General features: G+C 53.7%; 14 protein-coding genes and 1 pseudogene. 9 read left to right on the top strand and 6 right to left on the bottom strand.

What is annotated here, in order from left to right:
• Nucleotides 1-68 precede the first annotated feature (68 nt).
• The 8 genes from C3F13_18075 (at nucleotide 69) to C3F13_18040 (ending at nucleotide 5,600) form a co-directional block, all read left to right on the top strand.
• Nucleotides 69-401, top strand: coding sequence for a hypothetical protein (locus C3F13_18075; protein ID PWB49746.1), 333 nt, complete (start codon nucleotides 69-71; stop codon nucleotides 399-401).
• Nucleotides 402-2,285, top strand: a complete 1,884-nt coding sequence (locus tag C3F13_18070; GenBank protein ID PWB49745.1) for a hypothetical protein — start codon at nucleotides 402-404, stop codon at nucleotides 2,283-2,285.
• Between the two features lie 92 nt (nucleotides 2,286-2,377).
• Nucleotides 2,378-2,737 carry a hypothetical protein gene (locus C3F13_18065; GenBank protein PWB49744.1) on the top strand — a complete coding sequence of 120 codons (360 nt, stop codon included), beginning with the start codon at nucleotides 2,378-2,380 and terminating at the stop codon, nucleotides 2,735-2,737.
• A 2-nt stretch (nucleotides 2,738-2,739) separates the two neighbouring features.
• Entirely contained in the window at nucleotides 2,740-2,955 is a 216-nt protein-coding gene (locus C3F13_18060) for a hypothetical protein (protein PWB49743.1), read from the top strand.
• Between the two features lie 65 nt (nucleotides 2,956-3,020).
• Nucleotides 3,021-3,386 (top strand): hypothetical protein, encoded by a 366-nt coding sequence (locus tag C3F13_18055; protein ID PWB49742.1) that lies wholly within the window; start codon nucleotides 3,021-3,023, stop codon nucleotides 3,384-3,386.
• Nucleotides 3,383-4,603 (top strand): hypothetical protein, encoded by a 1,221-nt coding sequence (locus C3F13_18050; protein PWB49741.1) that lies wholly within the window; start codon nucleotides 3,383-3,385, stop codon nucleotides 4,601-4,603. Before C3F13_18055 ends, C3F13_18050 begins: the two co-directional genes overlap by 4 nt.
• 8 nt (nucleotides 4,604-4,611) lie before the next feature.
• On the top strand, nucleotides 4,612-5,298 hold the full coding sequence (locus C3F13_18045; GenBank protein ID PWB49740.1) for a hypothetical protein: 687 nt from the start codon (nucleotides 4,612-4,614) through the stop codon (nucleotides 5,296-5,298).
• The gene (locus C3F13_18040; protein ID PWB49739.1) at nucleotides 5,298-5,600 is read left to right on the top strand and encodes a hypothetical protein; all 303 of its coding nucleotides are present in this window, start codon (nucleotides 5,298-5,300) and stop codon (nucleotides 5,598-5,600) included. The genes C3F13_18045 and C3F13_18040 overlap by 1 nt, the downstream gene beginning before the upstream one ends.
• A 91-nt stretch (nucleotides 5,601-5,691) precedes the next feature.
• Here C3F13_18040 and C3F13_18035 read toward each other — a convergent pair whose 3' ends face one another.
• The 4 genes from C3F13_18035 to C3F13_18020 all read right to left on the bottom strand — a co-directional run bounded on the left by C3F13_18035 (nucleotide 5,692) and on the right by C3F13_18020 (nucleotide 8,612).
• On the bottom strand, nucleotides 5,692-6,360 hold the full coding sequence (locus tag C3F13_18035) for a hypothetical protein (GenBank protein PWB49738.1): 669 nt from the start codon (nucleotides 6,358-6,360) through the stop codon (nucleotides 5,692-5,694).
• Entirely contained in the window at nucleotides 6,357-6,782 is a 426-nt protein-coding gene (locus tag C3F13_18030) for an enoyl-CoA hydratase (protein PWB49737.1), read from the bottom strand. The genes C3F13_18035 and C3F13_18030 overlap by 4 nt, the downstream gene beginning before the upstream one ends.
• Nucleotides 6,783-7,043: 261 nt before the next feature.
• Nucleotides 7,044-8,078 (bottom strand): hypothetical protein, encoded by a 1,035-nt coding sequence (locus tag C3F13_18025; GenBank protein PWB49736.1) that lies wholly within the window; start codon nucleotides 8,076-8,078, stop codon nucleotides 7,044-7,046.
• Nucleotides 8,079-8,099: 21 nt separating this feature from the next.
• Nucleotides 8,100-8,612 carry a hypothetical protein gene (locus C3F13_18020; protein ID PWB49735.1) on the bottom strand — a complete coding sequence of 171 codons (513 nt, stop codon included), beginning with the start codon at nucleotides 8,610-8,612 and terminating at the stop codon, nucleotides 8,100-8,102.
• Nucleotides 8,613-8,747: 135 nt separating this feature from the next.
• Between C3F13_18020 and C3F13_18015 the strand changes: the two genes are divergently transcribed.
• Nucleotides 8,748-10,130, top strand: coding sequence for a hypothetical protein (locus C3F13_18015; GenBank protein PWB49734.1), 1,383 nt, complete (start codon nucleotides 8,748-8,750; stop codon nucleotides 10,128-10,130).
• 301 nt (nucleotides 10,131-10,431) lie between these two features.
• On the opposite strand, the gene C3F13_18010 is transcribed toward C3F13_18015, so the two are convergent.
• Nucleotides 10,432-11,049 (bottom strand): hypothetical protein, encoded by a 618-nt coding sequence (locus C3F13_18010; protein ID PWB49733.1) that lies wholly within the window; start codon nucleotides 11,047-11,049, stop codon nucleotides 10,432-10,434.
• A 137-nt stretch (nucleotides 11,050-11,186) separates the two neighbouring features.
• Nucleotides 11,187-11,864 (bottom strand): annotated as a pseudogene (locus tag C3F13_18005) (hypothetical protein).
• Nucleotides 11,865-11,893: the final 29 nt, after the last annotated feature.

The raw sequence follows: 11,893 nt of genomic DNA, 5'->3' as shown, positions 1-11,893 counted from the left end.
TGGCGTTGTTGATCTTCGCCTTGACCATATTTTATCAAGTCAGAAAAGACCAATGAAGGAGAGTGCGTATGGATATAGGTAATTTTATTGTCAATCCGGTGACCCTGGCGTTGATCGTGTTGGGTGTCGTGGAGTTCATCAAGAAATTTGGGATCTCCGGAAATAAGCTCATGCTTATTGCCATGTTGGTAGGTATTGCTTTCGGCCTGATTTACAAAGCCCGGGAGCTTTACGTGCCGGCGCAGCCGTACATCGATGTAGCCTTTTTTGGAATTGCAGTCGGTTTAGGTGCCAGCGGTATTTACTCATTCGTTACTGACCGTTTCCCACCTACCACCAAGGCGACCATCAAGTACACCAAGATCACTCGGCAGGTGCCAGAAGAAAAGGAGGTAGAGTAAATGCCAGAAAGGCTACGTATTCAACCCATCCCGTTCAGTGGGGCCATTGGCGACGATGCCATCCTCGGCGTAAGCGTAGCCACCACCGGAGAAGCACTCGGCCATCGGCTCTTGTTCGATGATCACAGCCTGTTCCAGCTGCAGCAGATCGCCGAGGGCAAGGCCAATGGCATCAAGTCCAGGTTCACCCATCCCGATCCATTCAATGACGGATTGGGTAAGTACCTCGGTCGTTTCCGCAACTTTAGAGTGGATAACCACAAATTAGTAGCGGACCTGTTTATCAGCAGAGCAGCTCACAAGTCACCCGCAGGTGATCTTGGTCAGTATGTGCTGGAGCTGGCCAGGGAAGATCCTGGTGCTTTCGGTGTCAGCGTGGTCGTTGACCTGGAGCGGGTATGGCCCACAGCAGATGGGAATGAGGTGCCGGCTACCGGCGGGAGACCCGCCAGTGCCACCGACAAATATCCCGTGGCACGTATCACTTCGTTATACGCAGCCGACATCGTTGACGAGCCCGCTCTCAATCCAGATGGATTATTTCAGATCACCGATGAAGATATAAAGGCCTTATTCACCGATGAAGAATTTACCAGATTAATGAAAGAAGGAGATGACAAAGATATGGAAGATAACTTATTATTCAAGATTTCCGAGCTGGAGAGCCAGGTTGCCACGCTTACCCGTAAGCTGGAAGATGGTGTGATCCAGATCGGAGCCAACCCACCGCGGGGGCAGCAGCTCAGTGTTGGCCCCACGGGGTTGGAGCAGTTCCAGGGTTATTTCGATTGGTTGTTTGGCGCCCAAGGCGCCAAGCTGCCCCCGCCCGAGCTGCGCAGATCGGATGCACTTTACCGTGCAGTGACCGGTGACGTTGAGATGCGAGGTGCTTTCGATCCCTCGCATGTTGCCTTCGCCAATGCCAACACCACCACGTTGGCAGACCTGGCCGTCAACGCCATGAACAAGGTCGTGCTGGAGCTCTACACCAACCTGACCGCCTATCGTTGGTATGAGCCCATCGTGGCCGTGCAGGCCACGGATGGATCCCTGCAGGATATGCAGTGGCTGCAGTTCGGTGGTGTGACCAACCTGCCGGTTGTCGCCGAAGGAGCTGCCTACACTGAGCTCAGCGTGATCGACACGAAAGAGACCTCCGCCTTCACCAAGTACGGAGGGTATGTTGGCATCACGGATAAGATGCTGCGTAACTCAGAAATTGACCGGTTGCAGGCCATTCCGAAAGCATTGACGATCAGCGCCATCCGCACTCGCTCAGCTGCAATTGCCAGCATCTTTACCACCGCCTCTGGTCAAGGTCCAACCCTGGCCCAGGACAGCAAGGAGTTATTCAAGAGTGATAATTCCCATGGTAACTATGCCACCACGGCCCTGGCTATTTCGGCCTGGGCAGCTGCACGGATCGAATGTGCCAAACAGGCCGAACTCGGCTCCGCCAAGCGCCAGGTCCTGTGGCCCAAGTTCCTGCTCGTACCCGTGGACCTGTATGACAGTGCCTTGATCATGTTCGGCATGGGTGCCGGCCCTGGCGGATACCCCGCCACACCCAACAATGATGTGAACCCGTATGCCCAGGATCGCCCTGGTGATCCACGGCCCGTGGTGGTCGCCGTGCCCGATTGGACCGATACCACCAATTGGGGCTACATCGTTGACCCACGCATCTTCCCCGTGATCTGCATGGCCTACGGTGACAACCCTGGTGGCAATAGCCACCCGGCTCCCCAGCTGTATTCGGTGACCGATCCATCCAGTGGATTGCTGTTCACCAATGACACCCTGCCCATCAAGATCCGTGATCGTTGGGCCTACGGTGTTGCAACTTACAGGGGCATTGGTAACCGTGTTGTTGCCGGTGCTTAAGCTTACCTAATCGGCCTAATCAGCGATTAGGACCATTTCACACTTCCTCCAGGGTGTCCTCCCCACTCTGGAGGAAGGAAAAGGAGAATACTATGTTAGGTGATTTCTTTACGCTTACCCACCACACCCCAGGCACCCTGGCTGCCAATCAGGCCATCAAATTCAGCTTGCCTTTCGATTGCAGCCTGGTGTTTGTCAGTGCCGTGGCTTCCAATGCCAGTAATGGCATCCTCGATGTTGGTAGCTCCAGCTCAGCCGAAGCTTATGTCAAGGACCTGGATGTCGGTGACAGTGGTACACCCGCCCTGGTCGATGCCGATACCGAGTTTGAGGGGGATGTGTTTCCCCACATCGCAGCTGGCACCATCATCGCCGTTGCCCTGGATTACGATGGTGCCGGTGGCACAGCAGCCCAGGACTTTACCCTGGTGCTCGGTTTCATGAAAGGATAGAGATGACCAAGACAGCCATGGTTGCCCCAAAGTCAGTTGTGCCATCACCAGGCTCAGCTGAAAAATTAGCGCTGATCCTGGCTGAGCTAGGCGTTAATCGACCTTACTTCGTTATCAGCTCGCAGGCCTTTTCCTGGCATGTTCACTTCGAAGGTGACCGGAAGGGCAGTGTAGTCAAGCGAGTGAACGGAAAATTTACGATCATCCCTGACCGATAAGGAGGTGATCCCATTTCTCTCGATGTGGGGAGGGGTCCTAACCCTCCCCACAGAAGGAAGGTGTTATGAACCAAATTTCGCAAGAGACAGTCACCATTACCACCACCGGCGGAGATGGCGCAGCCACCGGCAGTGGTACCACCATTCCGATCAATGGCTTGTTGCTGGATGTGTTTCTCAATTATCATGCCAGTGCGCCAGCCACCACCGATGTGACCATCAGTGATAGTGTGTTTGGTAATCTTTTGGTCAAGTCCAACAATGCAACGGATATTTGGCTGGCGCCCCGCAAGCAGACCTGTGATGGAGCTGCCGTGGATACTGGCCTGTATGACCTGATCCCCGTGCATGGGCAGCTCACCATAGCCGTGGCCGGCGCCAATGCGCTCACTGGTTGCCTGGTGGCAACCATCCGCTGGCTCGAACAATGACGATGAGCATGCGTTCCAGGGGCATACCTTACACAGAGAAGATCGTGGGTATGTTCCGCTCGAATATCGTTGGCTATTGGCCCTTGCATGAGACCGCCGGCGCCACGGCCTATGATCATGGACCGAATGGCTTTAATGGAACGTATGGAAATGTATCCCTGGCCAATCTCGCCGACCATCACGGCGACCTGGCCCCGCTCTTCAATGGCAATAACTCAGAAGTATCTCTGCCCGATATCTCCAGTAAGTTCAGTGGAGATGAAGGTACGCTGTCTTTGTGGGTACGCTTCGCTGCCGGGTTCTTTGCCGATGCTAACAATCATGCCCAGTTCTACCTGTCAGTGGATGCCAATAACAAGATCACCATGAACGTCAACTCCGCCGATCATACCCTGCGCATGCTCAACATCAATGGGGGCACCTGGGATGGTGGTGGGTTGGTCTATGACAGTGAAGAAGTCTGGACCAACTTCGTGCACACCTGGTCCAAGGCCGGTGGTTCCTGTAAGTTGTATTTGAATGGCAGCCTGCAGTATACCGATGCTACTTTTCTTGGTGCCTTTGCAGGTGTGCCTGCCGTCAGGTCGATCGGATCGTATGGTGCCTATTGGGCCCATAGTGGGCACATCTGTGATGTGTTGCTCTTGAATAAGGTAGCCACCGCAGGTGATGTCCAGAATATATCGCATGCAGGTAATTTCGGCGTGATCGGCGACAGCATCTCAGCGCCATATTCCGTGCCCTATTGGGCACAGATCGTGTCCTGTGAAGCAGCTGAGCCCTACCTGCTGATCAATCATTCCGTGGGCGGTAATTCGATCATGGCCAGTTTGGAGAGCCAGGTTTCTTCGACCGTGGCTGACTACGCCAAGCTGATGGTGGTCGCCTTGGGTGCCAATGATGATGACGAAGGTGATATGGATGTGCTTAAGCAGGAAGTAATTGATCAACTTTACAGGTTGAGATTACTCAACACCAATGCCAGGATCTATTATCTGAACGTGCTGCCCTGCTGGGATGATGCAGTGGCAGGACCGGAGAAGCCCAAAGACAACATCCGAGCTGCCATCGCAGATGCCTGCGCTGAAAGTGACAATGTGATCTGCTGGGATACACATACCGACCCATGGATCTTGCAGAGTGATACCAGTGATGGTGTGCATCCCACCGCAGCCGGCCTGCGCAAGATCGCTGATCGTGTCCTGGCGCTGATCTAGGAGGTGCTATGTCTATTTCATTCCAACAATTACTCACCGATTGCCTGGTGGCCTTGGGTGACACCAATGCTGAAACCTGGTCACGCACTACCATCATGCTCCCCTGGTGCAAGGAAGCTATCCGCACCTTCCCGATCTTGCGACCGATGAAGGATGATCATACCAATGGCGGAAGTATAGTGTATAGCTATGCGCTTCCCGATGACTTTAGGGAAGTGATCAGCGTAGAGTACCCCATCAGCCAGCAGCCACCAGAATACCTGGTGCGCAAGAACAGGCTGGATCCTGATTTCTATGACGCAGCAGGTTTCTATGACATTGATCATGACTATGCCACTGGTAAAGGATGGTTAATGTATATCTCAGGTAGTGTGGCTGCCTCAGCTCACATCTATACCCAATACCTGGCCAACCACGATACCAACATGACAGATAGTGCTGAGTGTTTCATCACGGTACCCGATGAATATGAAGCCATCCTGATCACCAATGTCATGTGCCGGGCCTATCGTGAACGCCTGGGTTACATCATGCGGGATCCCACCGCCCATACCAACCTGGTGTATCAGCTCACCGAGATGGTGCGCAGGATCGAAGATCAGTACCAGAAGATGGTGGCAGACGCCCACCATCAGCTGACCAACTCCATCGTCTCAGCGCACAAGACCGTGGATAAGTATGACAGGGTGTACTGATGGCAGATCTATTAGATATCTATACCCCCGATCAAGATTTGCAGGTGTATGCCGGTAAGGGTCATGTGGCTGGAGTGATGGTCAGCTCCACCAGTACCACCTCTGGTGCCTGCACGTTATATGACTATGCCGGCGTTGGTCCACCCGATGGGCCCAAGGTCTTTGAAGTGATGGTGTGTGCCAATGCTCCAGTGATCGTGCTCTTCAATGATCGCTACTCTCCCAGGTTCCATAATGGATTGTGGCTGATATCGAGCGCTGATGTTTACGTATCCATTTGGCATCATCACCCCACGGCTTAGATCGGCCGGCATCCCCGCCGGCAGCGTAGATCGCTGCCGGCTTTTTCTTAAAAGCAGGACTTTAATGAGACCGTTGGGAACAATCGGCCGATTACGGGGTGGCAGACGCGGTGGGAAGCACTACACTACTCGGGGTTACACTTCCGGCAGGCGGAGCGACTGGCCCTCCGCTGGCATCCTGCTTCAGCTCTTCCAGGTTGGCAGGCAACCGGGCGGCTACGATATCGGCCAGGTCATAGATCAGCGTGGGAGCGATCTGGTCGGGGAAGCCAAACATGGAGAGACGTACGTAAGCATGCCCCTGGTAGAACTCAAGCCACCAAACCGGGGTAAGCAGGTCACCCAGGGTGGTCTTCCAGACGGCTGATTTATCACCCACCTGGTGGAGCTGGGTGGCAGGCTTCCACTCCACACCCTGGATGCTGCCTAACGATACAGGTGGAGCGGGCAAATCCTCCCGGCTCATATCCACCTCGTAGAGGATCACATCGTTATTGATGGCATATACCGAATCAAGCTGGTTTTCAACCTCGGCAGGTTGGATGGCCTGATAGGCCTGATATGTCCATTTATAGCCTTTATCGCTGGAGGTCTGGCTATATGACTGTTGCCAGGGCACGCCCACATCCGGCAGGTCAGTCATAGTCAGGGCGTACCGCGCCGGGCTGGGCAGCTGGCTGGTGGGAACTTGCTCGGCACCTGAGCCGGAACAGGCAGCCAGCAGGATGGGCAACAGGAACAGCAAGATACGGGGTCTCACTCAAATTTCCCCGGAAAACCGCGCACATTGGCAGCCAATACCTGAACACCGTGCTGGTTGGTGCAGGTGCAGTGCAGCAGCACCGCCCCTGATTCGGCATCGACTTCTGCCACCTCCGCCTGGGCAGTGATACTGTCACCGACGTACACCGGAGCCAGGAATTTAAAGTCCATCGAAGTGGCCAGGAAAGCCCACAACCCACCCATGTGGGTGAGCAAGGCAGCGGTGAGCAACCCCGGCACGATGCGGTGCTTGAACGGTGTGGCACTGCAATACACTTCATCGGTGTGCAAGGGGTTCACATCCCAGGTGGTACCGATGAAAAGGGCCACATCCGCTTCGGTAAGCGTGCGGGTGAAGGCAGTCTTATCGCCCACCTGCGGGGCGCTAATAACACGTTTGGGAAGCGTAGGTCGGTTCATGGGTAGGTTAGTCTATCAAAAAGCAAAGTTTGAAGGTATCACTCCGTCATAATAATGAAAATAATATCGGATCTTGCCTGTTAACGAAATCATATACCATGAGAAGATTATCCGCAAGTATGCTGACTGATGAATAACTTGGGGTAGACCGAGACGTCCTTCGACATTCGATCACCAAAGGTGCAAACGAATACTCAGACTCAACGATCTGTTACGTTTTACGATCCTGGAGAATTTGTTATCTACAAGCCAGCGCCAGGGTTAATCCACGGTGCCAAAAAGGTGTTCTGCCAGCTCATCCAATGAATGGTTGCTGGTCTGACCAGCATAAACCCAGGCAGGCATAGGGAACTGGTGCAGCAGGAGCATGCTCAACGCTTTGCGGGGAAACTCGTGCTGGTAAAAACCTGGCAGACCATATGCTTCGAGGCAGATTTTCAACAAGCGGGTATTCCCACGAAACATATCCACTTGCAGGGCCACCAGCTCGTAGAGGATATTGCCGAAGCGCACGTCCCCCCAATCGATCACCGCCAGGTTTTCCCAATCGCCGCCAGCAGGGTCGGTGGCTGAACCAGAGCGCTCAATGACCCTCCCCAACAGGTGGTCAGCGGTCAGGTCAGCATGAATCAGGTGCGGAGGAGAGGCAAGCTCGACCAGCTGATCGACAGGCAAGAGGTAATCACCCACCTGCTCCAGCAGGTGACTGGGAAGATCATTCCATTTTCTATGATTCGCAAGGCAACGCTCTTTTTGAGTGCGTAAAAATGCCGCAAAATTACCCCTATCGTCACTGTCTCGCAGAGTGGATAAGGCGCCTGGGCAGTCAGCCGTGAGATCATGCAAGGCCCGCATGAACACTCCCAACAAGCTTGCCACATTGACCCAGGCATGTTCGGCCAACCTCCCCCGCGCTTGCCCGATGCTGGTGCCAGGGATGCCTTCGAAGACCAGGTAGCTCCATTGGGTATCCAGCTGCCCAGCTGCCAGGATGAGGGGCGATCGAACCGGCAGGGTATGTCCTGCCAGGAAGTTCCCCATGCTGTGCTCAAGCTGGCAAGCCTGATAACCATCATAAAGCGGTCCGAAGAACTTGATCACCACGGATTGGTTAAGAGCAGTCCTGACGATGAAGGTGGGGTAAGTGCCTGGTAGGCCAGCTTCAATGAGCTGGCAATCAAGCCCATGCTGGTTGCATACCCAGCGTACGGGTAACTCCCACACTACCCGGTCCATGAAGTGTGCAGAGTAGTAGGCCAGGCTAGAAGACAGTTCCGCGGGGATAGCCGGTGACATGTAGCACCCAGACGGGTGATATTACTTTTTCAGGTGGCCTGTCACCAAGCTAAGGAAGGTATCTTGTTCTTGAGGAGAAGTAAACACCTTGCGAGGCAAGAAGCGGAAGGTGCGTTGATTCCCTTTGATCAGCAGAAGGTAATATTCCTTGGTGGTGACCATGCGGGAAAAATCTTCCCAATTCAGGTGAGTGGAGCCGAAGCTGGTCGAGATATCGACTCCCTGCTCACCCAGCTCCCAGGTAGTCTCCGCTGCCAGCTGTTCGTTAGCCATGGCTTTATCTGCTATACCCCTGGGTTGGACGAACAAGATGTAGGCAACAAAGACGGGTGGGAACAGCAACAAGATGATCTCAAAAATGGAGACAGTTACCGCCGAGGTGGCAACATTGTAAAGCATGTACACAAATATGATCACCAGGAAACCCAGGCTGATGCGTGAGCCCGTCTGGTGCAGGAAGAAAATACGCAACACCTGGATATAATCGTTCTTTTCGGGAGTATAGTGAAGGGTAAGGGTTTGGGTTTGGTCCATGTTCTCTCTCCGTAGCAGGTCAATCCATTATAAACGACATATGGAGAGATAAATATGCGAATGCATGCTTTATCTCCTGGTGTGAGCGACTAACTTGTGCTTCGGTTATAATTAAACTAACGCAAGGAGCACAGAATGGCTGAACTCTTACTACAAGCCATGGAAGCCAGGCAAAGAGGGGATATCACCCAAACCAAGCAACTGCTGGCACAGGCACTTGTCCAGAATCCTCATAATGAAGGGGCTTGGATGATGATGTCTGAGGTGGTGGACGACGTCAAGCTCAAGCGCACGTGTTTGCAAAGGGTATTGTTAATCAACCCCAAGAACGAAGCAGCCAGCATCGCCCTGATGAGGCTCGATACTTCACCTCTCGGGTCGGTTGTGAAGGGCGAACGTTACAAGCCGGTGGTCCCACCTGGAACCGCTAAGGCACCTCCTTACACCCCTCCCTTCACCTGGACTGAAGAGGATGTAGAATTCCAGGCATTTGAGAACATGACCTACGTGAACCAGACGGCGGACAAAGCCAGTCGGGTGTCTAAATTACCAGCTACGTTTGATTGGGCGGTCGACTCGGAAGAGCCAGACAAGACGATCGAGAGGATTTTCGAGACGGTCAGCAACCCAGAGAAGGCTGCCTTGCCGCTACCGGATACAGATCTGAGCTGGCTGGAGGAGCATCCAGCCGGTGAGGCAGGGCCAGGTTTGTCCGATGAAGAAAAGGAAGCCAGGCTACTCGATGAGCTCGTGGGAATAAGCAAGAAACCTTCCGATCAGGCAACGGAGGCTGTTTCCGATGATTTCAAGGTCAGCTCCGAACCCCAGCTGGGTATGGGAGCCTTTGCCGCCGGTGAAGACGCTGAAACTGATCTGTTCGAACCCGAACCCCTGCTGTGGGACAACCCGAAGCTGAGAACCGACCGTCTGGTGATCCTGGGCAGCAAGTCAATCATCGTGGCCAGCCCGGCAGCCAGCGATATCCCCCTTATCTTCGGAATGTTCGATCAGCAGAAGATGTCTCGCGAGCTGCTGGGCGAGAATGCCGCACCGATCAAGCTGGAAAACATCATCCGGTTGAGCACCAATCCTGAGCGGAGCATGCTGGAGATTGCCTATCGGCAAGATGAGAGAATCGCTACGCACCAAATCTCGTTCGCCTCACCCGAGGTGCGCGATGAGGCCCTTTCAGCCCTGGAGTTACGCATGGGGGCGGGTTTCGCGCGGCGGGAGCAAAGCTTCCCGCTCAACGACAAAATCCTCCCGCCTTTGCTATCACTGTTGGTGATCGCGCTGATCGGCTGGGTTATCATTGGCGGTTTCCCCTTGCTGAGCCGGTTGCAAATTTTCCAATCTGGAGTGTTGCAGCTCATCCTGACAAATTTACAGAATTTTGTGAATGCCTTCGGGGCGTTCAACCTGCTGTTGATCGATGTCATCCTGATCCTGCTGTGCCTGTTGTGGTTGGTGGTCAACCTGTCCAAGCCTACACGATTATTGATCATCGAGAAGTTATAGCATTTTTCGAGCAACATTCAGTGAGCGATAGCTAGCAGCTGAAAATAAGAGAAAAATTCTCCAAATTTTGCCATTGCGAGGCGGGTTTAGCCGTAGCAATCTTCCTTTTTCAAGGATAATTATCCAGGCACTTGTAGGTTAATCGGATAGCTCTCCTCATTGAAGATTGCTTCGGTCACAAATAACGCTCCCCCGCAATGACAGTCTGCTATAGTCTTACATCAACATCGTATATATTATATATTTCACAATTTATGGATGACTTGTTCATTCCAAATCTCATGGCATGCAAACCGACACTTCAGCGATTATCGCGATCCAGGCGCTCAATGGCGTTCTGGATCAGCTTAAGGCGGGTGGCATTCGGATCTACGTAACGCTCGTATTCGATCAGGCGGTCAGCTGTACCCCCATTGAAGCGTACTTTTCGCAGCAATTCTTGGTAGAGCAGGTCTTCCATGCCGTGCACGCGCCATCTTTCTTTCCAGTCACTCCCCGGAGCGAAAGTTTCGCTTATCCAACCTCCAACCACGCCTGCCAGGATGGTGACGAAACCGACCAGGATCGCAAGCGGGCTGAAGAGCACAGCCGGAGTGACCTCGACCCAATAGGTGGCGAACAGCACCAATGCCGGCAGGGCCAGGGTGCCTACCAGCCCTCCAATCAAGCGGTAGCGTTGCTTGAACAGGCTGGTAGCCACGTAAGCACCCACCAGCGCCCCAAATGGGCCGGCTAAAAGCAGGATTGCCTTGCCCAGGGCGCTGATGAATTTGGGGCTAACGAATGCAGCCACAACAAAGTTGGTTAGCATGGCAATCCCAGCCGCGATCATCCAACCGATAGCCAGGGCACCGGTCAAAGCCAGCCAGGTTGGGGCGGGCTTTTCAACCTGCGCTTTTTCATCTTCCAGAGGATACATATTGTGCCCGCAAGCTGGGCAGCGGGTCACCTCGGGGTAAATAGCAGCGCCACAATTAGGGCATTCGAAGGTATTGTCATCCATGTGCTAATCATAGCCTGAATAGTTCAGACGGGGAAGGGAACACGATAAGGTGATCACTTCCCTTTTTTGATAACCAGCCTGTTTATCTCGGCAGTCATCTCCTCCTGGAGCTGTTCCGGATTGCGGAATAAGCCCAGCGCCTGGCTGATATTTTCGTCCACGGGTGGATCAGGGATGTGAAGGTTTTCAACCAAGCGGATACGCTCCTGGGGAGCGGGGTGAGAATCATATTTGGAGGTCATGCGGGTCATGGCTTCTTCATATTTGAGGTCGAGGGCTTCCTCCAGGTCTGCCCGCATGGGCAGGTCATACAGGTTGGCAATTAAACGGTTAGCTTCGAAGGCAGCTTTAAGCTCAGAATCGGCCAGCAACGGGAAGGCAATGCTCTGGCGAATATAGGTTTTCAGTCCCTCGATAAAATTTGCACTCCCATAGGCAGCTGCCGCATAGCGATCTGCCAATACCTCCTGGAGGCGTGAGGCACCCAGGGTGACGCGCAGGAAGATACGCTGGTAGCCGAGGATGAATAACCACACCGGGTTATAAAATTTCGCCGAACCACTGCGGATAAGCTGGTAAGCCATGCTATTCAGCGATGCATAAACCTGGTGCGCCAGGTCACCGCCGGCCGTATCGCGGTTGGAAAAATGCCCGTATTCATGAGCCAGGATAGCAGCGAACTGCCCCTGGGTCAGGCCGGATAGACCGCCCATACCCAATAAGAGCCTGCGCTGGCTTTGATCTGAACCCTAAAAAATAG

The sequence above is a fragment of the Anaerolineales bacterium genome (assembly GCA_003105035.1).
In the GTDB taxonomy this organism is placed as follows: domain Bacteria; phylum Chloroflexota; class Anaerolineae; order Anaerolineales; family UBA4823; genus FEB-25.
The sequence above is the reverse complement of the archived record's forward strand: the minus strand, read 5'-3'. Positions and strand labels throughout refer to the sequence as shown.